Raw genomic sequence first — 25362 nt, forward strand, 5'->3', positions numbered from 1 at the left:
ATTTGAATTAGCGGTCGCATCCCACAACAGGGCGTCATTATCCAGAGCAGTAAGAGCTGCGCCAACGTTGGTGTATTCATTGCCGCCAATATTATATTTAGGGCCGGTAAATACGCCGGTATCACTCATTGTTGCGCCGCCGCCCAAATAGGACGTAATGGTGCTTGCCGTACTCTGAAGTTGTGAACCATTAATGGCATCGGTGCTGGTGGTAGAAACAGTGCCTGCCAGTACGTTGGTGATTTTGCTGGTGGCATCGGTGCCGTGCGCGGCGCTGAATGCATTTTTAGCATCATTCCACAGCAGGGCATCATCCTTAAGGTCACCAACGGAATTCGTCAGGTTGGAGATGTTGGTGGTGTTGGTTGCAATACTTGCCGTATTCGTGGCAATGTTGCTGGTATTAGTAGCGATATTGGTGGTATTGGCCTCGACATCGTCATTGGTAGCTTTCAGCTGAGAACCGTTAACCGCATCCGTACTGGTAGCAGAAATAGTGCCGGCTTTAACGTTGGTGATGATGCTGGTGGCATCTGTACCATGTGCCGCACTATATCCCTTTTTAAGGGAGTCCCATTGTATCGTATTATTGTTTAGATCCGCTAAGGCGTCGCCAACATTGCCATAAATACCATTTTTCAGTCTGTAATTCGGGGAAGTAACGACGCCTTGCGAATTGACGGTAGCTCCCCCACCAAGATGGTCCGCTACTGACTTACTGATAGCATAAAGCTGTGATCCATTGATAGCATCAGTACTGTCAGTGCTGATATTACCTGCTGCCATATTGACAATTTGTCGCTGAACTGTTGTGTTCCCCACAGAGACGGAATTCTCTTCAGTCGCTACAGAACCAGCGCCCAGAGCAACGGAATTTTTCCCTTGAGCACTGGCTTGACCACCAATTGCAATGCCATTTTCTAAACCGGCATAACTATCTTGTCCAATAGCAATAGAATTTGCACCGCCTGTGGTACTACCATTACCCAACACGATAGCATTTGCGCCGTCAGCTTTATTCCCCTGACCGATGGCAATTGCACCAGCAGCTACTGCCTGGCTTTGATTGCCCAGAGCAATCGTGTTATCGGCATTTGCAATACCCCCAAAGCCCAACGCGATACTATTAATCCCATTTGCCTCAGCTTTAGTACCAACGGCCGTCGCATTTTCAGCGGCTTTGCTCTCAGCGCCCATAGAAATTGCGTTTGCGGCGCTGGCGACTGATTTTCTGCCTAAAGCGAGGCTGTCTGTACCGCTAGCTACACTTTCTCGGCCAACAGCAAAGGCGTCGGTTGCAGATGCGTTAGCCGCAGCCCCCAGGGCAATACTATAGATACCACCGGATTTACTTTTGTAACCTAATGCAAGGCTTTTTTCGCCCGTCGCGTCGTTGTCATAGCCGAATGCTGAGGCATAATCACCTTTCGCCAGTGACATTACACCCATCGCCATAGAGAACTGGCCCTCAGCGATAGCCGACGCCCCTATAGCTGTACTTCTATTGCCACTGGCATTCGCCTTCACCCCCAACGCTGTTGACGCATCGCCACCCGCAGAACTTCTGGCACCTATTGAAGTACTAAATTTACCTAGAGCACTGGCAAGATTCCCTATAGCAGTTGATGCGCCATCTGCATCTGTGTGCTGGCTTGCAGTTGATCCTTGACCGATCGCGACCCATCCATTACCACTATTATGGCCTGCTGGTACAACGGGAGTACCAGTCGCATTATCTGCATACGCAAACGACGACAACATCCCACTAGTTGCAACCAGTGCAGAAATTAACAGCTTACTGCGTCCGCTCTTCTTGCCACGACTCTTCGCCGTTTCGCTGGCAACGCTGTAACTGCCCGTCGCCGGATTCCAGATAACTTTAAATATTTTGTTCATTATTGATGCTCTCTATTCCTTGATATAAGCGCAGAAGCTGCATTTATTTTTTGCTTTTTCGCTGCTGATATGCAGCAGAGTGAAGGTCGTCGAACTGAAGGTTTGCCATATTGATGGCGAGCTTCAGGTATTTAAGATTATTAGGAGATACGCCTTTCAGCGTCAGGTTAATGTCTTGCCATTGACCTGGTAATAATTTCAGCGAGGAGTTCATTGAGGTGCTGAAAAGTAATTGCTGCCATTTTGCTAAGTCTTTAGCATCGGCAGGTTTTTCGTTGCCCCAGGTGGCATGAAAACCAATATTGGATACGGGAACGCTTAATAAGTTGACCAGTGAAATACGAATAACGCTGCCATTTTCTACGGCGTCAATAGACAGTATGCGTCCTGCTAAACCGACTGAGCCGTTATTTAAAATGAAGTATTGTGTTTGTGTCGGGTTAAATTCAGTGAAGACAAACTCATTCTGCTTGTCCTTGACTGATTTCACGACGCCAGCAAGCGTTTTGGTACTGTTTATGATGCTATTTTGTTGTTTTTCAAAAAGTTCAATTTTGCTTTTATATTGTTCTTGCTGTTTTTTTAGCGCGTCTATTTGACTTTGTTGCAATGCTTGCTGCCTGGTGAACTCGTCGATTGAGTTTACTTTTTCAATATAGTCACACCCCGTTAATGCACAGAGTGACGATATCGTTAACACATTTAATAGTGCTTTTTTTATGCTCATGGGATGAATTCCTTTTCATAATCCTGATGCGTTGAAAACTATGGTATAATTATTTTTTGTGTGAATGATTTAATGTTTTATATTCACAATAAAAATAGATGAGAGAGTTTTTAATTAATGGACATTGAGAGTGTTTTATTAAATGTCAAATTGTTTTAGTTTGTTGATGATAATGAGTAAATCGCGCGAAGTTTAATGATCGGTGTCAATCAATGTCAAATGTTTAATGGAGTAAAAGCGAGGAAGGTAAGAAGTTAATATTTGTATGGTGGATGTTTTGATAAAATAAATGTGATGATGGTTGGAAAATATAAATAATTAAGCATTAATACACGAATAATCATATTTAATATTTATATATAGTGCTTTTATTACGCAGAATATTTTCAGAATTTAGCCTGTGACAATGAGGCAAGCGAGCGGGCAACATTGAACATGCGATGTTAAGAATGTTAACGATATTCGGTATCTGAAACCAGCTCCTGCATGTGTCAGCAGGAGCGAGTAAAAATAGAGGAAGCGGTGATTACATTGATCAGAAGGCAGTCTTTGAGAACCCGGTCATCTCTTGCAGGCCCATTTCACGGCCCAGTGCGGTCATCGGGTGCACAACGACCAGCCCGCGAACGCTCTTCTTCAGCTTGCCCATATCAGCTTGCTCTTTTTTCGTAATCGCACGCTGGAATGGCATCTTCATCAGCTTTTGCGCTTCTTTACTGAGTTTCTGGCTATGAACTTCGCGCAGACGCGCAATTTCAGCTTCCAGCGTGGCTTTCTCTTTTTCCAGCTCGGCATATTTGTCTGCGGCTTCAACCAGTGACAGATCGGCTTGCTGATGGCGGATGGCGTCCAGGCGATCGCTGAGACGTTTGATTTCGTTTTTTTCGACTTCTTTCATTTGATGGCTTCTGATAAAGATAAATTTATAGTCCCTAGTATGCGCGACCAGGCACTTTGTTCACAACTGATGACATTGTAATAGTTCTTCCTTGCAACCAGTTACATGCTCAAAAACCATGTAACGTTTTGATTTGTAGTAAAATTAAAAGAAAAAGATAACCAGTGAGGGTGAACATTGAGGAATAAGCACGTTTTCCTTAATGCCATCTTGACCTGGATCCTAAACTAAAATTGGCGGCCGCGCATTCCCGGCGCGGGGTAATACGGAGATATTATCATGGGCAAATTAGGTGAAAACGTTCCGCATCTGATCGACAAAGCCGTAGATTTTATGGCATCAAGCCAGGCGTTCCGGGAGTATCTGAAAAAGCTTCCTCCCCGCGACGCTATTCCGTCCGGTATACCTGAGGATAGCGTGCCGTTATATCTGCAACGTCTGGAGTATTATCGTCGGCTTTATCGGCCGAAGCAGGTTGAGAAGCAGTAATCGCTTACTTTTGAAAGGCTTTTTTTAAGCTGATTTTGGAAATCAGCTCTGTCAGTGAAAGGACCATTGTTGAACGCACAGCTTGTTGGTAACGCTGAATTTGCATCGCATACAAACTGGAATCCGTTGGTTCAAATTGTGGCGGCGGTGGGATCGCCGCCACGCAGTGCAGCTCGCCAAATGGCCCAATAATTTCATCATCGGTAAAGGCATACTCGTTACCGTCGTGATTCAGCTCTTCACGCAGCGCCATCAAGAGTTCCGCATCTTCATATTCGTTGCGGCTAATCACGCCAAGCCCATAAATCAGCTTTAAGCGCACGGAAAGGTCGCCCAGCGGACCATCGCCGTCGAGTAACGGTTCTACAGCATACTTCACCGCGTAATCGTCTTTGCGGAATACCTGAAGCACCAGAAGATTCACCGCCTCGGTCAGGAGATCAACGGCGGTGATCAAAAAGCTTCGCACGGTTTTGCCAGCATTCAGACGCTCAAGCACACGGTTTTCAAAGGCCTGGGTTTGTTCCATTGTTGCCTGCATATCTGACAATCTGTTGTTCAGGCGCAGGGTTTTCTGCGCCTGGTCTACCATTATTTTGCGTTATAAGCCGTGACTGCTTCGGCGACTACCTCGCTGTTAGCATCAAGCCCGGAAATTTGCGCCAGCGCTTCCTGCGGGCCTTTCTCGGTAATCAGTGCCGCCAGTTCCTGCGCCTGCGGATCATCTTCACTACGGAAATGCATCGCGGCGGCGATACCATCAATCAGGTTTTTGTGCGGCAAACCGTACTCCAGCGTACCCAACAGCGGTTTTACCAAACGATCGCCAGCGCTCAGTTTACGCAGCGGCTGACGCCCTACACGCTCCACATCATCCTTCAGATACGGATTTTCAAAACGACCGAGGATTTTCTGGATGTATGCTGCATGTTTGTCAGCATCAAAGCCATAGCGCTTGATCAGTACAGCGCCGCTTTCTTCCATCGCACCTTTTACCACTGCACGGATTTTCTCGTCGAGAATTGCATCACGAATGGTCTGATGGCCCGCCAGTTTTCCGAGGTACGCGGTTATAGCATGACCTGTGTTCAGGGTGAAGAGTTTACGCTCGACAAATGCCATCAGGTTGTCTGTTAATTCCATACCTGGGATGTTCGGCAGTGTGCCTTTGAACTGGGTTTTATCGACAATCCATTCGCTGAAGGTTTCTACCGTGACTTCCAGCGGATCGTTAGTTGCAGAAGCGGAAGGCGGTACGATGCGGTCAACGGCGGAATCGACAAAGCCAACATGCTCTTCTACCCACGCTTTGGCATCTTCCGGCAGAGCGTTCATCACATGGCCTTTCAGTTGCGTGGTGCCGCGAACCATGTTTTCACAGGCGATGATGTTCAGCGGGGATTCATTACCTTGCTCTTTACGTTTCACCAGCCCTTTAGCGATGGCAGGAGCTATACGTTCCAGTACGACCGGGCCCACGGCGGTAGTGACTAAATCAACCTGAGCAATCAGATCAACGACATCATCACCGATGCTGCTGACGGCATTTACGCCGGAAACGGTATCCACCTGCTCGGTTTCGCCGACCACATGAACCTGATAGCTATGACGGGCATTCAGGGCATCAAGCACCACCTGATTTACATCGGCAAACGTCAGTTGGATACCCGCGTCCGCCAGCAGCTTACCGATAAAGCCACGACCGATATTACCTGCGCCAAAATGTAATGCTTTCATAGTATTAACCTTCATCAATGTTTTTACCCGAGAGGGCTGGGGTGAGGCATTTCCCTCACCCAAACCCTCTCCGTGAGGAGAGGGGCAGCGCCGGATGCGGCGTAAACGCCTTATCCGGCCTACAATCGTGCAAATTCAACAAACTGCGCTTTGTTTTGTAGGCCTGATAAGCGAAGCGCATCAGGCAATCAGCCCCACCTTCTCCATGTGGAGAGGGTGGGATTGGATTACTTACGACCTGCCAGCAGTTCCAGCACTTCATCCACGCTGGTAGTGTGTGCCAGACGCTCGATGACGGACTCATCATCCAGGGCGTTGGTCAGGCTGGTGATAACCTGAATGTGCTCGTTGTTACGGGCTGCAATACCAATCACCAGACGGGCAATGTCATCTTCTTCTTCACCGAAGCGCACGCCTTCCGGGTACTGGCAGAACACGACGCCCGTTTTCAGCACGCGATCTTTCGCTTCAACCGTACCGTGCGGCACGGCGATAGACTCACCCAGGTAAGTCGGGGTCAGTTTTTCACGGTCCAGCATCGCCTGTACGTATTCCGGCTCAACATAACCGCCTTTCACCAGCTGCTCGCCAGCAAAACGAATCGCTTCTTCTTTGGTGGCCGCTTTGCGACCGAGGAAGATGTTTTCCGCGCCGAGCTTGAACAGGTTGGCATTAGAATCGTCAAAGCTGTCTTTCAGGCTGTCTTTTACTTTCACTTCGTTTTCAGTATGACGCTGGGCAGCAACCAGACGTTCAGTCAGGCTGGTGTACAGGCCGCTATCGAGGAAGTTAGTCAGCGAAATATGTTGTGCCTGCGGAACCTGGCGCATAGCGCGTTCGGTCAGATCACGGTGAGTGATGACCAGGTCCACATCCGGCGGTAGGTTGTTGATCGCGCTGTTGGTAACTGAAATCTGCGACAGACCCGCATCCTGAATTTTCTTACGCAGCACACCTGCGCCCATCGCACTGGAACCCATACCAGCGTCACAGGCAACGATGATTTTACGTACGTGGCTCAGGTCGTTAGTCACATCGCCAGCAGACAGCGGAGACGCGCCTTTAGACTCAGCTTTCATTTCCTGAACGCGACGTGCTGCAGCTTCAATATCATCTTCTTCTTTTACTTTGCTGGTTTTCAGCAAAATAGCAGAGACAACGAAGGACACTGCCATCGCCGCACACACACCTGCGATGTTAGCGAAGTAAGCACCTTTTGGCGTCATCGCCAGTACCGCGAGGATAGAACCCGGAGATGCCGGAGAAACCAAACCACCGCCCAGAATAGTCAGCGTGAACACGCCAGTCATACCGCCGAGGATAACGGCCAGAATCAGACGCGGATTCATCAACACATACGGGAAGTAAATTTCGTGGATACCACCCAGGAAGTGGATGATTGCCGCACCGCCCGCAGACTGTTTAGCGCTACCACGACCAAAGAACATGTACGCCAGCAGAACACCCATACCCGGACCCGGGTTAGCTTCAATCAGGAAGAAGATGGATTTACCCAGTTCATGGGACTGCTGAATACCCAGCGGCGAGAAGATACCGTGGTTAATGGCGTTGTTGAGGAACAGGATTTTCGCTGGCTCAACAAAGATGGACGCCAGCGGCAGCATGTCATGGACAACCATGAAGTTAACGCCCGCAGCCAGCATTTTGGACAGGGCTTCAACCAGCGGACCAATCCCCATGAATGCCAGAATAGCGAGGATCATCCCCATGATACCGGCAGAGAAGTTGTTCACCAGCATCTCAAAACCGGATTTGATTTTACCGTCTACCCAGCGGTCGAAATGCTTAATGCACCAGCCACCCAGCGGACCTGCAATCATAGAACCGAGGAACATCGGCATATCTGCGCCGACGATAACGCCCATGGTGGTGATGGCACCGACTACGCCGCCACGTTCGCCGCCTACCAGCTTACCACCGGTATAACCGATCAGCAGCGGCAGGAGATAGGTGATCATCGGCCCGACCAGCTTCGCCAGCGTTTCGTTCGGTAACCACCCTGTTGGAATAAATAACGCGGTGATGATACCCCACGCGATAAACGCGCCGATATTCGGCATCACCATGTTGCTGAGGAAACGACCAAAGCTTTGCACTTTGATCTTAATATCGGATGACATAAAAACACCCCTTCTTATGTTTGCTGTCGCGCAGGCTGGAAGCCCGAGGTTTTTTGTTAATGTGGCGGCAGAGGTAGCCGGACCTTGTAGATACTGCGAAATCTGGCACTGAATCGGTTAACTGTCCAGTTGGTGGCCTTTTGTGTGATGTTAGTCACATAAATATAGGGGGTAGAGAGGTAATTGACGTGATGTTCATCACAAAACGCTTGTGTAAAAAAGCAACAAGACGGCGATTTTCGCTAAAAATGGCATTTAAATGTGAGTAACGTCACATTTTTATTTTGACGGTTTGTTGAATCTTTGTGATCTAAATCACAAGATATTTTCTCACGGCGTTCACCTGATGTGATCTACAGCATGTTATGCCTTAGTCATAAAATCGTTATGTAACTAAGCAACTCATCGCTTCTTAAAATTATTCTTCGGTGTGATGGCGAGAATCGCAAACCCGGATTATTGTCAAATAATCAGCCCGACGCGTATCTGGCTGCCAGCCCATAACAACTCTGATAAGCGTGAATTCGAGGCAGCTATGTTTCTAAACTATTTCGCGTTGGGAGTGCTGATCTTCGTCTTTCTGGTGATTTTTTATGGAATCATCGCGATACATGACATCCCCTATCTGATTGCCAAAAAGCGCAACCATCCTCATGCCGATGCCATTCATACCGCAGGGTGGGTCAGCTTGTTTACGCTCCACATTATCTGGCCGTTCCTGTGGATCTGGGCCACGCTTTATCAACCGGAACGCGGCTGGGGGATGCAGTCGCATATTACGCCGGAAGAGAGGGCGCCTGACCCGGACATCGCTGCGCTTTCTGACCGTATCTCCCGGCTGGAACATCAACTCGCCGCCGAGAAAAAACCTGACTACTCCACGTTTCCGGAGATCTAATCATGGATCTGTTGATTGTCTTAACTTACGTGGCGCTGGCGTGGGCAGTATTTAAAATCTTCCGCATTCCGGTGAATCAGTGGACGCTGGCGACGGCGGCGCTCGGCGGTGTGTTTTTGGTGAGTGGTTTGATTTTATTGATGAATTATAACCATCCCTACACTTTTACGGCGCAAAAGGCGGTGATAGCTATCCCTATCACGCCACAGGTGACGGGGATCGTGACTGAAGTCACCGATAAAAATAATCAGCTTATTCAGAAGGGCGAGGTGCTTTTTAAGCTCGACCCGGTACGTTACCAGGCGCGAGTAGACAGACTTCAGGCTGATCTGATGACGGCGACGCATAACATCAAAACGCTGCGGGCGCAGCTCACTGAAGCGCAGGCTAACACCACTCAGGTTTCAGCGGAGCGCGATCGGCTGTTTAAAAATTATCAACGCTACCTGAAAGGCAGCCAGGCGGCGGTGAATCCGTTCTCGGAACGTGACATCGACGATGCGCGGCAGAATTTTCTCGCGCAGGATGCGTTAGTGAAAGGCTCGGTGGCGGAGCAGGCGCAGATCCAGAGCCAGCTCGACAGCATGGTCAACGGTGAGCAATCGCAGATTGTGAGCTTAAGAGCGCAACTTACTGAAGCAAAATATAACCTTGAGCAGACCGTCATTCGCGCGCCAAGCAATGGCTACGTTACTCAGGTACTGATCCGCCCAGGTACATACGCAGCTGCCTTGCCGCTGCGTCCGGTTATGGTTTTCATCCCTGAGCAAAAACGGCAAATTGTCGCCCAATTTCGGCAAAACTCGCTGTTACGTCTGAAACCCGGCGATGATGCGGAAGTGGTGTTTAACGCGCTGCCTGGGCAGGTGTTCCACGGCAAACTGACCAGTATTTTACCTGTCGTGCCTGGCGGCTCGTATCAGGCGCAGGGGGTACTGCAATCATTAACGGTCGTGCCCGGCACAGACGGTGTGCTGGGAACCATTGAACTGGACCCTAACGATGATATCGATGCCTTACCCGACGGCATCTACGCCCAGGTGGCAGTTTACTCCGACCATTTCAGCCATGTTTCGGTGATGCGGAAGGTACTGCTGAGAATGACCAGTTGGATGCATTATCTTTATTTGGATCATTGAGACTTATATCACCTGTGTTTTGCGTGAGCCTGGGCCATACTGATATTTTTCCTCGCACAAAGGACTCGGCATGAAACTCGTCGGTAGCTACACCAGCCCGTTTGTACGCAAACTTTCTATTCTGTTGTTAGAAAAGGGCATAACTTTCGAATTTATTAATGAACTGCCCTATAGCGCGGACAATGGCGTGGCGCAATTTAACCCGTTAGGGAAAGTGCCGGTGCTGGTGACCGAAGAGGGCGAATGTTGGTTTGATTCGCCGATCATCGCTGAATATATTGAATTAATGAATGTCGCTCCGGCGATGTTGCCGCGCGATCCGCTGGAGTCGTTGCGAGTGCGCAAAATTGAGGCGCTGGCGGATGGCATTATGGATGCCGGGCTGGTGTCGGTGCGTGAACAGGCGCGTCCGGCGGCGCAGCAGTCTGAAGATGAATTGTTACGCCAGCGGGAGAAAATCAACCGCAGCCTGGATGTGCTGGAAGGATATCTGGTCGATGGCACGCTCAAAACTGATACAGTCAATCTGGCGACTATCGCCATTGCCTGTGCCGTCGGGTATCTCAATTTCCGCCGCGTTGCGCCGGGCTGGTGTGTGGACCGCCCACACTTAGTCAAACTGGTCGAGAATCTCTTTAGCCGCGAAAGCTTCGCTCGCACCGAACCGCCAAAGGCTTGATGCGCGATATGTCCTCCTGACCCATCTCACGTTACAATCCGTGGTTATGTTAAACGCCCTTCTCCGTGCGAGAGGGCCTTGATGAGCCTGGTTTCCTATGACAACCGAAACGCGTTCCCTCTATAGTCAACTTCCAGCTATCGATCGCTTATTGCGTGATAGCTCTTTCCTTTCTTTGCGTGATACTTATGGCCATACCCGTGTCGTGGAGTTGCTACGTCAAATGCTCGACGAAGCGCGGGAAATGATTCGCGACAGCCAGTCGCTGCCTGCATGGTGTGAAAACTGGGCGCAAGAGGTTGATGCTCGTCTGGCGAAAGAGGCGCAGAGCGCGCTGCGTCCGGTGATCAACCTGACGGGAACCGTGCTGCATACTAATCTTGGGCGGGCATTGCAGGCGGAAGCGGCGGTTGAGGCTGTTACGCAAGTTATGCGTTTGCCGGTGACGCTGGAATATGATCTGGATGACGCCGGACGCGGGCATCGCGATCGTGCGCTGGCGCAGTTGTTATGTCGCATCACCGGCGCAGAAGATGCCTGTATCGTCAATAACAATGCGGCGGCGGTGCTGCTGATGTTGGCAGCTACTGCCAGTGGTAAAGAAGTGGTGGTTTCTCGCGGCGAACTGGTGGAGATTGGCGGCGCGTTTCGTATTCCCGATGTCATGCGTCAGGCAGGCTGCACCCTACATGAAGTAGGGACCACCAACCGCACGCACGCGAATGATTATCGTCAGGCAGTGAATGAAAATACCGCGCTGCTGATGAAGGTGCATACCAGTAATTACAGCATTCAAGGCTTCACCAAAGCGATAGACGAAGCTGAACTGGTGGCGCTCGGCAAAGAACTGGATGTTCCCGTGGTGACTGATTTAGGCAGTGGTTCGCTGGTGGATCTCAGTCAGTATGGTTTGCCAAAAGAGCCTATGCCGCAGGAGTTGATTGCGGCGGGCGTCAGCCTGGTGAGCTTCTCCGGCGACAAGTTGTTAGGCGGGCCGCAGGCAGGGATTATCGTTGGTAAAAAAGAGATGATCGCGCGTTTGCAGAGTCACCCGCTGAAACGTGCATTACGTGCAGATAAAATGACACTCGCGGCGCTGGAAGCCACGTTGCGTCTTTATTTACACCCTGAAGTACTGAGTGAAAAATTACCGACCCTGCGTCTGCTTACCCGCAGCGCAGAGGTCATTCAAATCCAGGCGCAACGGTTGCAGGCCCCCCTTGCCGCTCACTATGGTGCGGAGTTTGCGGTACAGGTTATGCCATGCCTTTCGCAGATTGGCAGTGGTTCGCTGCCGGTGGATCGTCTGCCGAGCGCGGCATTGACGTTTACGCCTCATGACGGACGCGGTAGCCACCTTGAGTCATTAGCTGCTCGCTGGCGTGAATTGCCGATTCCGGTGATTGGGCGCATTTATGACGGGCGTCTGTGGCTGGACCTACGCTGCCTTGAAGATGAGCAACGGTTTTTGGAGATGTTGTTGAAATGATTATTGCGACTGCCGGACACGTTGACCACGGCAAAACGACGTTATTACAGGCGATTACGGGCGTAAATGCTGACCGTCTGCCGGAAGAAAAGAAGCGTGGGATGACCATCGATCTCGGCTATGCCTACTGGCCGCAGCCAGATGGACGCGTGCCTGGTTTTATCGACGTTCCCGGTCATGAAAAGTTTCTTTCCAACATGCTGGCGGGCGTTGGTGGTATCGATCACGCACTGCTGGTGGTGGCGTGCGATGACGGCGTGATGGCACAGACCCGTGAGCATCTGGCGATTTTGCAGCTTACCGGTAACCCGATGCTGACAGTGGCATTGACTAAAGCCGATCGCGTGGACGAAGCGCGTGTTGATGAGGTTGAACGCCAGGTAAAGGAGGTGCTGCGGGAATACGGTTTTGCTGAGGCAAAACTGTTTATCACCGCAGCGACCGAAGGACGGGGAATTGATGCCCTGCGCGAACATCTGCTTCAATTGCCGGAACGCGAACACGCCAGCCAACATAGTTTCCGACTCGCTATCGACCGCGCATTTACCGTAAAAGGTGCCGGGCTGGTGGTCACCGGTACGGCGTTAAGCGGGGAAGTGAAGGTAGGCGATTCACTATGGCTGACTGGTGTAAATAAACCGATGCGCGTGCGTGCGCTGCATGCGCAAAACCAGCCAACTGAAACCGCCCATGCCGGGCAGCGTATCGCGCTTAACATCGCTGGTGATGCGGAAAAAGAACAGATTAACCGTGGCGACTGGCTGCTTGCCGATGTGCCGCCAGAGCCGTTCACACGAGTGATTGTCGAGTTACAAACCCATACGCCGCTGACCCAGTGGCAGCCGCTGCATATTCACCACGCCGCCAGCCACGTTACGGGGCGCGTTTCGCTGCTGGAAGATAACCTTGCCGAGCTGGTGTTCGACACGCCGCTGTGGCTGGCGGATAACGATCGCCTGGTGCTGCGCGATATCTCTGCCCGTAACACGTTGGCGGGGGCGCGGGTGGTGATGCTTAACCCGCCGCGTCGCGGTAAACGTAAGCCGGAATATCTGCAATGGCTGGCGTCACTGGCACGCACACAAAGCGATGCCGACGCACTGACCGTTCATCTGGAGCGCGGTGCGGTTAACCTTGCCGATTTCGCCTGGGCGCGTCAGCTCAATGGTGAAGGGATGCGCGAACTGCTGCAACAGCCGGGCTATATTCAGGCTGGTTACAGTTTGTTGAACGCTCCAGTTGCCGCCCGCTGGCAACGTAAAATTCTCGACACATTAGCAACTTATCATGAGCAACATCGCGATGAACCAGGTCCAGGGCGTGAGCGTCTGCGGCGCATGGCGTTGCCGATGGAAGATGAAGCACTGGTGCTGTTGCTGATTGAAAAGATGCGCGAAAGCGGCGACATTCACAGCCATCATGGTTGGCTGCATCTGCCGGATCACAAAGCGGGATTTAGCGAAGAGCAGCAAGCAATCTGGCAAAAAGTGGAACCGCTGTTTGGCAACGAGCCGTGGTGGGTGCGTGACCTGGCAAAAGAGACGGGAACTGACGAACAGGCAATGCGCCTGACACTACGGCAGGCGGCGCAGCAGGGGATAATTACGGCGATCGTTAAAGATCGTTATTACCGTAACGATCGGATTGTCGAGTTTGCCAACATGATCCGCGATCTCGATCAGGAGTGTGGCTCGACCTGTGCGGCGGATTTCCGCGATCGCTTAGGTGTTGGTCGAAAACTGGCAATTCAAATTCTGGAATATTTTGACCGCATTGGTTTTACGCGTCGTCGGGGAAATGATCATTTATTGCGTGACGCATTATTATTTCCGCATAAATAAGATAATGATTAATTCATATTAAATGCGAATTACTTTAAAAGTCTTATAAATTTTGAAAAAGCGCATTAGAACATGAGTCTAATGTGCTTTTTTTAATATACGATTCTAAAAAGAATAATATCGATCAACTTTTTAAATATAAATCCTCTGTAAGCTGCCCGCCCTTTTACCCTCGTTCTGGAGTGTGTTATGGCAGCTTCCACATTTTTTATTCCTTCTGTTAATGTCATTGGCGAAGATTCTTTAAAAGATGCGCTGAATATGATGGAGGAATATGGTTTTCGCCGTATATTAATTGTTACTGACAGAATGCTAGCGAAATTAGGTATGGCGGGAGAGGTACAAAAAGCCTTATATGACCGCAATATTTTTAGCATTATTTATGAGGGTACCCAACCTAATCCGACCACGAAGAATGTCGCAGAAGGTTTGAAAATGTTGAAGGAAAATAACTGCGACAGCGTGATCTCCTTAGGCGGCGGTTCTCCGCACGACTGCGCAAAAGGTATTGCACTGGTAGCCGCTAACGGTGGTGATATCCGTGATTATGAAGGCGTAGACCGCTCTGCAAAACCACAGTTGCCGATGATTGCCATTAATACCACGGCGGGTACAGCGTCTGAAATGACCCGTTTTTGCATCATCACCGACGAAGTGAGACATATCAAAATGGCGATTGTGGATAAACACGTTACCCCGCTGCTTTCGGTTAATGATTCCTCGCTGATGATCGGTATGCCTAAGTCACTGACTGCAGCTACCGGAATGGATGCTCTTACTCATGCCATCGAAGCGTATGTGTCTATTGCGGCAACGCCAATTACTGATGCCTGCGCGCTGAAAGCAATGACCATGATTGCGGAAAATCTACCGTTAGCCGTCGAAGATGGCAGCAACGCTAAAGCGCGTGAAGCAATGGCTTATGCCCAGTTCCTCGCAGGTATGGCATTCAATAACGCTTCTCTGGGTTATGTTCATGCGATGGCGCATCAGTTAGGTGGCTTTTACGATCTGCCGCACGGCGTTTGTAATGCCATTCTGCTGCCGCACGTGCAGTTATATAACAGCAAAGTTGTTGCATCACGTTTGCGTGACTGCGCCGCGGCGATGGGTGTGAACGTCACAGGTAAAAATGATGTTGAAGGGGCGGAAGCCTGTATTAACGCGATTCGCGACCTGGCGAAGAAAGTGGATATCCCGGCAGGTCTGCGAGACCTGAACGTTAAAGAAGAAGATTTCCCGGAGCTGGCAAGCAATGCCCTGAAAGACGCTTGTGGCTTTACTAACCCGATTCAGGCAACTGAGGAAGAAATTGTGGCGATTTATCGCGCTGCAATGTAATCCCCATTCTCCTGCGGCTGGCGTATTGTCAGCCGCTATCTCAAAATTTGCGATTTTTGAGATAGTTTCTTTAGTCTGCTATACACTATCTCAATATTGCGCTTTTTTGAGATAAGCAAATGGCTATCAAATCACCTCCCAGACTGATTCCTTTATCACACTTATCGGGTGAGGAACTCCAGGCCCACTTACGCTTTAACCGGGTTACCGATGAAAAAGGACGTTATCTGCCTTTTGATGAGTTGCAGTACCGCATCAAAAAAGGGGAAAACATTGAAGTGGCGTGGACGCTTACCCGGCTGGCGCGCAACGCGGCGATCCAGCGAATCAATTATTGCAATGAAGCGGGTGAGCAGGCCGGATTCAACATTACGCCAGTGATTGCAGAAGCGTGCGAGCTTGTCGACAAACATGCAACCGCGCTGGCGCTGAAAGATCAGACTGAACGGTTACGCGGGGCGGGCGCCGAGTTAAGCCAGTTACGCCTGGAAGAGCCGATTACCAGTTCCCAACTGGAAGGTGCGAATACCACGACGCTGGTGGCGAGAAAAATGCTGGAAACAGGGCGGGCGCCACGCACTGAAGACGAGCATATGATTGCGGGAAATGCCCGGCTGATGGCGGAAATTCCGCAATTACTCACAGAACCGCTGACACCTGCGCTTATACGTCAGTTACATGCTATTGGTATGGGGGGAATAAATGACGCGAAATATCGTCCGGGTGAATTTCGTGAAACAGATGATGTCGTGATCGCCGATTATGACGGCAATATTGTGCACCAACCGCCCGCTGCGGCATTGTTGCCGGAACGACTGGAAAAAGTTTGCCAGTGGTTAAACAGCCATGAAGGGTATATTCACCCGCTGGTCCGCGCCTGCATTCTGCATTTTATGCTGGCCCATGAACATCCGTTTCGCGATGGCAACGGGCGCACCAGTCGGGCGCTGTTTTACTGGTATATGCTGAAATCGGGCTACGATGTCTTTAAATATATTTCCATCAGCCGTTTGCTTCATGTTGCACCAGTCAAATATGCCTCCAGCTACCAGTACACTGAATCAGATGGTATGGATCTGACTTATTTCCTTGAATATCAGGCGGGTGTCATTAAACGTGCTGTGCAAAACTGGCAGCAGCATATTGATGAAATTATGCAACGAAGCGCAAAACTTGACCGCCTATTGTTCAGTTCTGGTGTACTTAGGCGACTGAATCCGCGTCAGGTGACACTTCTGAATGTGATGCTCGCCAATCCGGGGAAAGAGTACACAGTTTCTGAAACCAGCGCGAGTCTGGGCGTCTCTGATAATACAGCGCGAACTGATTTACGGACGATTGTTAAAGAAGGATTTGCGCAAGAGAAGAAAATTAATGACCAGCAAGTAGTGTACGTCGCACATTACCCGCTGTAGTCCTTGCCAGTAAATTCGTGATAGCCGTCGTAAAGCTGTTACCGACTGGCGAAGATTTCGCCAGTCACGTCTACCCTTGTTATACCTCACACCGCAAGGAGACGATCATGACCAACAATCCCCCTTCAGCACAGATTAAGCCCGGCGAGTATGGTTTTCCCCTCAAGTTAAAAACCCGCTATGACAACTTTATTGGCGGCGAGTGGGTCGCGCCCGCCGATGGCGAGTATTACCAGAACCTGACGCCGGTAACCGGGCAGTTGTTGTGCGAAGTGGCGTCTTCGGGCAAACGAGATATCGATCTGGCGCTGGATGCTGCGCATAAAGTGAAAGATAAATGGGCGCATACCTCGGTGCAGGATCGCGCAGCGATTCTGTTTAAGATTGCCGATCGGATGGAGCAGAACCTCGAGCTGTTAGCGACGGCTGAAACCTGGGATAACGGCAAACCCATTCGCGAAACCAGTGCTGCCGATGTGCCGCTGGCGATTGACCATTTCCGCTATTTCGCCTCGTGTATTCGGGCGCAGGAAGGCGGGATCAGTGAAGTTGATAGCGAAACCGTGGCTTATCACTTCCACGAACCGTTAGGTGTGGTGGGGCAGATTATCCCGTGGAACTTCCCGCTGCTGATGGCGAGCTGGAAAATGGCTCCCGCGCTGGCGGCGGGCAACTGCGTGGTGCTGAAACCCGCACGACTTACCCCGCTTTCTGTACTGCTGCTAATGGAAATCGTCGGTGATTTACTGCCGCCGGGCGTGGTGAACGTGGTCAACGGTGCGGGCGGCGAAATTGGCGAATATCTGGCGACGTCAAAACGTATTGCCAAAGTGGCGTTTACTGGCTCAACGGAAGTGGGTCAGCAGATTATGCAGTACGCCACGCAAAACATTATTCCAGTAACCCTGGAGCTGGGCGGCAAATCGCCCAATATCTTCTTTGCTGACGTGATGGATGAAGAAGATGCCTTTTTCGATAAGGCGCTGGAAGGCTTTGCATTGTTTGCTTTTAACCAGGGCGAAGTCTGTACCTGCCCAAGCCGTGCTTTAGTGCAGGAGTCTATCTACGAACGCTTCATGGAACGCGCCATCCGCCGTGTTGAAAGTATTCGTAGCGGTAACCCGCTCGACAGCGTGACACAAATGGGCGCGCAGGTATCTCACGGGCAACTGGAAACCATCCTCAATTACATTGATATCGGTAAAAAAGAGGGCGCAGATGTGCTCACCGGCGGGCGGCGCAAGTTGCTGGAAGGCGAGCTGAAAGATGGTTACTACCTTGAACCGACTATCCTGTTTGGTCAGAACAATATGCGTGTTTTCCAGGAAGAAATATTTGGCCCGGTGCTGGCGGTAACCACCTTTAAAACGATGGACGAGGCGCTGGAGCTGGCGAACGACACACAATATGGCCTGGGTGCAGGCGTCTGGAGTCGTAACGGCAATCTGGCCTATAAGATGGGGCGCGGCATTCAGGCCGGGCGCGTGTGGACCAACTGTTATCATGCCTACCCGGCACACGCAGCGTTTGGCGGCTACAAACAGTCGGGCATCGGACGCGAAACCCATAAGATGATGCTGGAGCATTATCAGCAAACCAAGTGTCTGCTGGTGAGCTACTCGGATAAACCGTTGGGGCTGTTCTGATGGTTTAGGCAGGCAACATTAATTGTTGCCTGCCTATGTTTTAGTTGTATAAAGCGGCAGTCGCTTTTAACTCATCGCTGAAAGAATAAATATCATCGAGAGATTCAATAGGATGGCGGGTTTCGTTTTTCTCTAAGTCAAATAGGCCAATATATTTTTGATTTCGATTGAAATGTAATCTACAGAGTGGCTTTCGATTATTGTCATCTACAAGTATACCAAAATAGCTTTTTGTATCTCTGTGGACTATTCGTGGTGCATCAAGCACTACGCGAACTATAGCTTTAACAATATGAAATCCTTCAAGCTCCTCCATAGTAGTCGCAATATCGGTTTCTTCTTTATTAATACATTCTACTTCTTCATTGTGTGAATTAGAATCAATTACAGATAATGAACCACCACCTATTGCCGATTTCAATCTTTCGTTTATTTGAGAGTTAATATATTGATTGGCAGCTTTCTTTGTTAATTTTGCAAATGTATCTTTTACTTTTTGTGTTAACATACCTTCATAAATTCTTGCTGCAAAGAATTTTACAAAATCCTCTTCAGGATTATTCATTTGTGTATGGAGAACTTTTTTAATTAAACTAACATATTTTAATTCACCTGCAGCGTTAATTATTGATTCCAAATCAAATGCTGATTTAGTAAGTTTCTTTATCTCGGGAACAACTGTTTCATCTAAGTCAAGTAGATCTATCTCAAGAAATGGTTTTTCATCCATTTTATTAGGCGCTTCTAGATCAGTAAAAAATTTATAAACTTGTCCATTGGTTAGAATAGATATTCTTGCATTTGTTACATGGAAGTATCGAAAAAGCTGTGAAGCGTGATTTATATTTAGAGGATCGCCGATTTTTTTGCATTCAATGAGAATCTGAACCTCACCACTTTTTAAGATCGCATAGTCAATCTTTTCACCTTTCTTCGTTCCAATATCACATACAAACTCTGGGATAACTTCGGTAGGATCAAAGACATCATAACCTAACACATTGTTAATGAACGGCATTACGAAAGCATTTTTGGTAGCCTCCTCAGTTTCAATGACCCCGGCTTGTTGTTTTATTTTTGTGGATAATGAATTCAGCTTATCTATAAACTCCATAGACATTATAACTCCTTTTATATATTTAATAAAATGCGCTTTATAAAAATATAGAAAATATTTATATATTAACGTTTTATCATTGGTCATAGTTAATGTATAACACAAAAAATAATGTTTGCACATTGTAAATACAATGGTGAAACAAGCTTGATATTTATCAAGAAAATAAAACAATGTCTGTTATTCTTTTATTAGTTATTTTAAACGTTCTATGAATACGAGTTGGAGCTATAGCAAGACTGGCTTCGATATCGCATGGATAATCTAATACAAGGTTTTTTAACGCCTAATACTATGAGTTATACGTAAATTGCGAGTCTCCTCGCATTTTTTCAACAAGTTACTGCACGTGGTTATTCTTCTTCCGAGCGACATTCCTGAATCAATTTTAGCCACCTGACGGCCTCTATAAATCGCGCTATCGTGATTGCTATCGCTAATTATATGTGTATCGTATGTATAATCATGGAAGGACAGGGATGTGAAAAGTGCAGACGTGATCGCCATCCTGAAACAGCATGGCTGGGAACATATTCGAACCCGCGGCAGTCATCATCAGTTTCGCCATCCTGTTCATCCGGGCCTGGTGACGGTGTAAGTATCCCGCATCCTAAAAAAGATATTAAGCCCGGTACGCTGGCACAAATTGGGCGTCAGGCTGGTTTAACATTTTAAAATTTCAGGAGGCAATATGTTTTATCCCGCCTATATCCATAGCGATTCCGACGGTAGCGCCAGCGGTTTTTTCCCTGATGTACCTGGTTGTTATTTTGCCGGGGATACGCTTGATGACGCTTTCCAGGATGCGCGAAGTGCACTGGTCACACACTTTGAAACCTTGTGCGAGATGAATGAAGAGTTGCCTCTTCCTGGCTCCGTAGACGAACATCTGGCTCAGCAGGCGCAGGACTTTATTGGCGGGCAATGGTTGCTGGTGGATATCAATATGAATCAGTTCGAAGGTCGGGCTGAACGTATCAATATTACGATGCCGAAAAGGTTACTGAACAAGATTGATACCTACGTGCGCAATAACCCAGACTACGCCAACAGAAGTGCATTTCTGGCAGAAGCTGCCCGGCGTGTTTTGCCAGTAGTTTAATCTCGCGTTTCGATGGTGAGCGGGCGAACCAGGCTGTACAACCACAAACCAAAACAAGCGATAGTGCCAATCATCACGGTGAGGAACACACTGACTGACAGGCCTGCAAGCATTCCTGCGGGCAGGGCCAGCAGGCCGTGGATTACGGTGTCGTTCCATCTGACCTGATCGTAGCCAAACATGCCTAAAACGCCGCAAACCAGGCCGTAAATCACCATTGGTGTTCCGAGACCAATCAATAATAAACGGTAGATAATTGAAGGTTTAATACGCTTAATCTGTACTGTGGATGTTTTACTGGAGTTATTCATTAGTTTGGCCAATAGTTCCATTATTTCAATATGATAAGCCTCGACCTGTTTAAAAGCCAGGCAGCACATTTCAGAAAGTATATAAAAAACAATATGTCGTTATATAAATAAGGAAATTGCACTGCATCATGACATTTCATAATATGCGTTAATTGTTCTTTTTTATATTCTCTGAGGGAAATATGTTTCTGGATTATTTTGCACTGGGAGTGCTTATTTTTGTATTCCTGGTAATCTTCTATGGGATTATTATTTTACATGATATTCCCTACCTGATAGCGAAAAAACGCAACCATCCTCATGCCGATGCCATTCATGTTGCCGGTTGGGTGAGTTTGTTTACGCTGCATGTTATCTGGCCCTTTTTGTGGATTTGGGCCACGCTTTACCGCCCGGAGCGGGGATGGGGAATGCAAAGCCATGATTCATCCGTTATGCAACTACAACAGCGCATTGCCGGGCTGGAGAAACAGCTCGCCGACATGAAAGCTCCTTCTGCCGAGTAATATTTATGGATTTACTGATTATTTTGACCTATGTGGCTTTCGCATGGGCAATGTTTAAGATTTTTAAAATTCCCGTGAATAAATGGACCATCCCTACTGCGGCACTGGGCGGCATATTTATTGTCAGCGGCTTAATTCTATTAATGAACTATAACCATCCATACACCTTTAAAGCGCAAAAAGCGGTTATTTCCATTCCGGTTGTTCCGCAGGTGACGGGTGTAGTAATTGAAGTGACGGACAAGAAAAATACGCTGATTAAAAAAGGCGAAGTGCTATTTCGACTGGATCCGACGCGTTATCAGGCGCGGGTGGATCGACTGATGGCGGATATCGTCACCGCAGAACATAAACAGCGGGCATTGGGGGCAGAGTTAGATGAGATGGCGGCGAATACCCAGCAGGCAAAGGCCACACGGGATAAATTTGCCAAAGAGTACCAGCGTTACGCACGCGGCAGCCAGGCGAAAGTAAATCCGTTTTCAGAACGGGATATCGATGTGGCGCGGCAAAACTATCTGGCGCAGGAAGCCTCAGTGAAGTCATCGGCGGCGGAACAAAAACAGATCCAGAGTCAACTGGATAGCCTGGTGTTGGGGGAACATTCTCAAATCGCCAGCCTGAAAGCGCAGCTTGCGGAAGCAAAATATAACCTTGAGCAGACGGTAGTGCGTGCGCCGAGCGACGGTTACGTGACTCAGGTACTGATTCGTCCAGGAACGTATGCCGCGTCGCTGCCGCTGCGTCCGGTAATGGTGTTTATACCCGATCAGAAACGACAAATCGTGGCGCAGTTCCGCCAGAACTCCTTGCTGCGACTGGCTCCTGGCGACGATGCGGAAGTGGTGTTTAATGCCCTGCCAGGTAAGGTCTTCAGCGGTAAGCTGGCTGCCATTAGTCCAGCCGTTCCCGGCGGGGCTTATCAGTCGACCGGCACTTTACAGTCCTTAAATACAGCACCAGGTTCTGATGGCGTTATCGCGACTATTGAGCTGGATGAGCATACTGATTTGAGCGCATTACCAGACGGTATTTACGCCCAGGTGGCGGTCTATTCCGATCATTTCAGCCATGTTTCGGTCATGCGCAAAGTGCTGTTACGCATGACCAGCTGGGTGCATTACCTTTATCTCGACCATTAATCTTTGTTTTCCGCCGCTTGTTCAGGCCGCAGTTGCTGCGACTGGGCAAGCTGGTGGCGAATTTCACGCAGCATCTCGTCCAACACATACTGGACCCGCCAGGGCTGGTATTCCCGTTTACGGAAGATAGCCACCAGATCCAGCCACCATTCATACGGTTGCTGAAAGCAGGGGATCAGCGTGCCGTCTTGCAGGTCGCTCTGCACACTTTTGTCTGGCGCAAACACAATCCCCAGGTGATTTCGCGCCAGCTCCAGCGCCGACTGAGTATTGTCGCAAACGTAATTTCCCTTAACACGATAATCACGTACTTCTTTACTTCCGGCGACGTTGAAGCGCCAGATATTCGCGTCATCGATCATCATCGAGTCGATCAAAATACAGGAGTGATGTTCAAGTTCGTCTGGTCGGCTAATGGGATGTTTCTCAAGATAAGTTTGGCTGGCATAGGCGGTTACTGCATATTGCGTAATAAAACTGGCAACCAGCGATTCATCTTTTGGTGGCGCGTAGCTGATTAAAACATCACAATCATCGGGAAATTCGACACCTTCATAAAAGGCGTTGCGCTCAAGATTGCAGGTTTTTAGCGATAAGGTGATTTCACCGATATCTTTAATTTTGTCGATAACGTGTTTGGATAAATAGGTAATAATGCCAGTTGGTGCGTAGATGGTAACCCGACCACGTTTCTCATGCTTATAATCTGCAATAAAATTATTAAGCTGCTCGTTTCTGTCGAGCATATCATTAATGTACGGTAATAGCGCGGTGCCAAAAGGCGTCAGCATCAATTGCCGTGTGGTTCTGTCAAAGACCTTTAAGCCCACTTTTGATTCAAAATCAGCAAGATATTTACTAACATTGGCCTGCGCGATGCCAAGCACGGTGGCCGCATGGCTGATATTTTCACTGGCAGCGATTACCGAGATAATTTTTAACTCCCGGTACTTGAGTTGTAATTTTGTCATCGCAACAGTCCAATTTATATATAATTTTATATATTACTATATAAATATGAATCTTGCACCGGAGAAATTGTAAGTATTACTATGCCGACTCTTTTTTATCTTAATTTAAAATGGAATGTCGGACATGTTAATTAACCGCAATATTGTGGCGTTATTTTTTATGCCTTTTATGGCAAGTGCAACTGCCGCAGAATTATCCGTTGGTGCTGGCGCAGTTTATAATGAATCGCCTTATCGCGGTTATAATGAAAATACCAAAGCAATTCCGCTGATCAGTTATGAGGGCGATTCTTTTTATGTCCGCCAGACGACGTTAGGTTTTATTCTGTCGCAAAGTGAAAAAAATGAACTTAGCCTGACTGCATCCTGGATGCCGCTGGAATTTGATCCTGCCGATAATGACGACCATGCTATGCAACAACTCGATAAGCGTGACAGTACGGCAATGGCGGGAGTTGCCTGGTATCACCATGAGCGTTGGGGGACCGTGAAAGCTTCTGCGGCAGCTGATGTTCTGGATAACAGTAACGGTTGGGTAGGTGAGTTATCGTTATTCCACAAAATGCAGATAGGTCGCCTGTCGCTGACACCTGCTCTTGGCGTTCTCTATTATGACGAGAATTTCAGTGACTATTACTATGGCATTTCAGAGAGCGAGTCTCGTCGCAGCGGTCTGGCGAGTTATACCGCGCAGGATGCCTGGGTGCCTTATGTCAGCCTGACGGCAAAATACCCCATCGGAGAACACGTCGTATTAATGGCGAGTGCCGGATACAGTGAGCTGCCAGAAGAGATTACTAACAGCCCAATGATTGACCGTAATGAAAGTTTTACTTTTGTCACCGGCGTGAGTTGGCGTTTTTAATTGACTGGGTAGAAAAACTGACCGGAATCATCTCGGGCATTCCCCTATGAAAAGTACGGCATTGATAATCATTTTCAATATCATTTAATTAACTATAATGAACCAACTGCTTACGCGGCATTAACAATCGGCCGCCCGACAATACTGGAGATGAATATGAGCTATACCCTGCCATCCCTGCCGTATGCTTACGATGCCCTGGAACCGCACTTCGATAAGCAGACTATGGAAATCCACCACACCAAACACCATCAGACCTACGTCAACAACGCCAACGCGGCGCTGGAAAGCCTGCCAGAATTCGCTAACCTGCCGGTTGAAGAGCTGATCACCAAACTGGACCAGCTGCCAGCAGACAAAAAAACCGTTCTGCGCAACAACGCTGGCGGTCACGCTAACCACAGTCTGTTCTGGAAAGGTCTGAAAAAAGGCACCACCCTGCAGGGCGATCTGAAAGCGGCTATCGAACGTGATTTCGGTTCCGTTGATAACTTCAAAACAGAATTTGAAAAAGCGGCAGCTTCCCGCTTTGGTTCCGGCTGGGCATGGCTGGTGCTGAAAGGCGATAAACTGGCGGTGGTTTCTACTGCTAACCAGGACTCCCCGCTGATGGGCGAAGCCATTTCTGGCGCTTCCGGCTTCCCGATTGTGGGCCTGGATGTGTGGGAACACGCTTACTACCTGAAATTCCAGAACCGTCGTCCGGACTACATCAAAGAGTTCTGGAACGTAGTGAACTGGGATGAAGCTGCGGCACGTTTCGCGGCGAAAAAATAATCGCATCTTGCCTGCTGCAATGAGGCGTTTACGCCTCTTGTCAGCATAAAAAACAAACCATCGTGCATAACGGTGGTTTTTTTGTGATCAATTTCAAAAGAAAAACAATGATCCTATAAAATTAAAACGACGTTTCAATTGGTGTGGTGTTGATCACTTTTATTGCCATGATGAATGTCTATCTTCGTTTCCATCAACACTGATGCTCCGTTAAGGAACTTCGCATCAGCCTATA

General features: G+C 48.7%; 23 protein-coding genes and 1 pseudogene. 15 read left to right on the forward strand and 9 right to left on the reverse strand.

What is annotated here, in order from left to right; translation table 11 throughout:
• The 3 genes from FEK50_RS00830 to FEK50_RS00840 form a co-directional block, all read right to left on the reverse strand.
• The coding region (locus FEK50_RS00830; RefSeq protein WP_276607070.1) for an ESPR-type extended signal peptide-containing protein at positions 1–1896 on the reverse strand (1896 nt) is incomplete at its 3' end.
• A gap of 43 nt (positions 1897–1939) precedes the next feature.
• A complete protein-coding gene (locus FEK50_RS00835) occupies positions 1940–2623 on the reverse strand; it encodes a DUF3251 domain-containing protein (protein WP_130206676.1) in 684 nt (227 codons plus the stop codon).
• Positions 2624–3158: 535 nt separating this feature from the next.
• The gene (locus FEK50_RS00840; RefSeq protein ID WP_000665680.1) at positions 3159–3521 is read right to left on the reverse strand and encodes a YibL family ribosome-associated protein; all 363 of its coding nucleotides are present in this window, start codon (positions 3519–3521) and stop codon (positions 3159–3161) included.
• A 279-nt stretch (positions 3522–3800) separates the two neighbouring features.
• On the opposite strand from FEK50_RS00840, the gene yibT reads away from it, so the two are divergent.
• Positions 3801–4010 (forward strand): protein YibT, encoded by a 210-nt coding sequence (yibT, locus tag FEK50_RS00845; protein WP_130206674.1) that lies wholly within the window; start codon positions 3801–3803, stop codon positions 4008–4010.
• A 4-nt stretch (positions 4011–4014) separates the two neighbouring features.
• Here the strand turns inward: yibT and mtlR are convergent, their stop codons facing one another.
• The 3 genes from mtlR to mtlA form a co-directional block, all read right to left on the reverse strand.
• Positions 4015–4602, reverse strand: coding sequence for a mannitol operon repressor MtlR (gene mtlR, locus FEK50_RS00850; RefSeq protein ID WP_130206672.1), 588 nt, complete (start codon positions 4600–4602; stop codon positions 4015–4017).
• Positions 4602–5747: a mannitol-1-phosphate 5-dehydrogenase gene (gene mtlD / locus FEK50_RS00855; RefSeq protein WP_131161554.1), complete on the reverse strand. Its 1146-nt coding sequence runs from the start codon at positions 5745–5747 to the stop codon at positions 4602–4604. The genes mtlR and mtlD overlap by 1 nt, the downstream gene beginning before the upstream one ends.
• Positions 5748–5974: 227 nt before the next feature.
• Positions 5975–7888 (reverse strand): PTS mannitol transporter subunit IICBA, encoded by a 1914-nt coding sequence (mtlA, locus tag FEK50_RS00860; protein WP_130206668.1) that lies wholly within the window; start codon positions 7886–7888, stop codon positions 5975–5977.
• Between the two features lie 535 nt (positions 7889–8423).
• Here mtlA and FEK50_RS00865 point away from each other — a divergent pair.
• The 8 genes from FEK50_RS00865 (at position 8424) to aldB (ending at position 18336) form a co-directional block, all read left to right on the forward strand.
• Positions 8424–8786, forward strand: coding sequence for a DUF3302 domain-containing protein (locus FEK50_RS00865; RefSeq protein WP_131161555.1), 363 nt, complete (start codon positions 8424–8426; stop codon positions 8784–8786).
• Positions 8787–8788: 2 nt separating this feature from the next.
• On the forward strand, positions 8789–9925 hold the full coding sequence (locus tag FEK50_RS00870) for an HlyD family secretion protein (RefSeq protein ID WP_000364939.1): 1137 nt from the start codon (positions 8789–8791) through the stop codon (positions 9923–9925).
• Between the two features lie 70 nt (positions 9926–9995).
• Positions 9996–10604, forward strand: a complete 609-nt coding sequence (locus tag FEK50_RS00875) for a glutathione S-transferase (protein ID WP_130206664.1) — start codon at positions 9996–9998, stop codon at positions 10602–10604.
• Positions 10605–10701: 97 nt separating this feature from the next.
• On the forward strand, positions 10702–12093 hold the full coding sequence (gene selA / locus FEK50_RS00880) for an L-seryl-tRNA(Sec) selenium transferase (RefSeq protein WP_131161556.1): 1392 nt from the start codon (positions 10702–10704) through the stop codon (positions 12091–12093).
• Positions 12090–13934: a selenocysteine-specific translation elongation factor gene (gene selB / locus FEK50_RS00885; protein ID WP_130258358.1), complete on the forward strand. Its 1845-nt coding sequence runs from the start codon at positions 12090–12092 to the stop codon at positions 13932–13934. The genes selA and selB overlap by 4 nt, the downstream gene beginning before the upstream one ends.
• A gap of 189 nt (positions 13935–14123) precedes the next feature.
• Positions 14124–15275, forward strand: coding sequence for an L-threonine dehydrogenase (yiaY, locus tag FEK50_RS00890; RefSeq protein ID WP_131161557.1), 1152 nt, complete (start codon positions 14124–14126; stop codon positions 15273–15275).
• Between the two features lie 119 nt (positions 15276–15394).
• Positions 15395–16690, forward strand: a complete 1296-nt coding sequence (locus tag FEK50_RS00895; RefSeq protein WP_131161558.1) for a Fic family protein — start codon at positions 15395–15397, stop codon at positions 16688–16690.
• 107 nt (positions 16691–16797) lie between these two features.
• Positions 16798–18336, forward strand: a complete 1539-nt coding sequence (gene aldB, locus FEK50_RS00900; RefSeq protein WP_001551836.1) for an aldehyde dehydrogenase AldB — start codon at positions 16798–16800, stop codon at positions 18334–18336.
• 40 nt (positions 18337–18376) lie between these two features.
• Here the strand turns inward: aldB and FEK50_RS00905 are convergent, their stop codons facing one another.
• Positions 18377–19456, reverse strand: coding sequence for a type I restriction endonuclease (locus FEK50_RS00905; RefSeq protein ID WP_171025401.1), 1080 nt, complete (start codon positions 19454–19456; stop codon positions 18377–18379).
• Positions 19457–19934: 478 nt separating this feature from the next.
• Between FEK50_RS00905 and FEK50_RS00915 the strand changes: the two are divergent.
• A pseudogene (locus FEK50_RS00915) lies at positions 19935–20128 on the forward strand (type II toxin-antitoxin system HicA family toxin).
• Between the two features lie 16 nt (positions 20129–20144).
• Complete coding sequence (locus FEK50_RS00920; RefSeq protein WP_131161559.1) at positions 20145–20555, forward strand: type II toxin-antitoxin system HicB family antitoxin; 411 nt, start codon at positions 20145–20147, stop codon at positions 20553–20555.
• Here the strand turns inward: FEK50_RS00920 and FEK50_RS00925 are convergent.
• Positions 20552–20866 (reverse strand): hypothetical protein, encoded by a 315-nt coding sequence (locus FEK50_RS00925; RefSeq protein ID WP_130259277.1) that lies wholly within the window; start codon positions 20864–20866, stop codon positions 20552–20554. The genes FEK50_RS00920 and FEK50_RS00925 overlap by 4 nt on opposite strands.
• A 182-nt stretch (positions 20867–21048) precedes the next feature.
• Between FEK50_RS00925 and FEK50_RS00930 the strand changes: the two genes are divergently transcribed.
• Both FEK50_RS00930 and FEK50_RS00935 read left to right on the forward strand, forming a co-directional pair.
• Positions 21049–21372 carry a DUF3302 domain-containing protein gene (locus tag FEK50_RS00930; RefSeq protein ID WP_130206646.1) on the forward strand — a complete coding sequence of 108 codons (324 nt, stop codon included), beginning with the start codon at positions 21049–21051 and terminating at the stop codon, positions 21370–21372.
• 5 nt (positions 21373–21377) lie between these two features.
• A complete protein-coding gene (locus FEK50_RS00935) occupies positions 21378–22514 on the forward strand; it encodes an HlyD family secretion protein (protein WP_062883751.1) in 1137 nt (378 codons plus the stop codon).
• On the opposite strand, the gene FEK50_RS00940 is transcribed toward FEK50_RS00935, so the two are convergent.
• Positions 22511–23485 (reverse strand): LysR family transcriptional regulator, encoded by a 975-nt coding sequence (locus tag FEK50_RS00940; protein WP_130206642.1) that lies wholly within the window; start codon positions 23483–23485, stop codon positions 22511–22513. The two genes, FEK50_RS00935 and FEK50_RS00940, sit on opposite strands and share 4 nt — an antisense overlap.
• 124 nt (positions 23486–23609) lie before the next feature.
• Between FEK50_RS00940 and FEK50_RS00945 the strand changes: the two genes are divergently transcribed.
• Both FEK50_RS00945 and sodA read left to right on the forward strand, forming a co-directional pair.
• Positions 23610–24350 carry a MipA/OmpV family protein gene (locus FEK50_RS00945; protein ID WP_130206640.1) on the forward strand — a complete coding sequence of 247 codons (741 nt, stop codon included), beginning with the start codon at positions 23610–23612 and terminating at the stop codon, positions 24348–24350.
• 156 nt (positions 24351–24506) lie between these two features.
• Complete coding sequence (gene sodA, locus FEK50_RS00950) at positions 24507–25127, forward strand: superoxide dismutase [Mn] (protein WP_131161560.1); 621 nt, start codon at positions 24507–24509, stop codon at positions 25125–25127.
• Positions 25128–25362: the final 235 nt, after the last annotated feature.

The organism is Escherichia sp. E2586 (assembly GCF_005781105.1).
Taxonomy (GTDB): domain Bacteria; phylum Pseudomonadota; class Gammaproteobacteria; order Enterobacterales; family Enterobacteriaceae; genus Escherichia.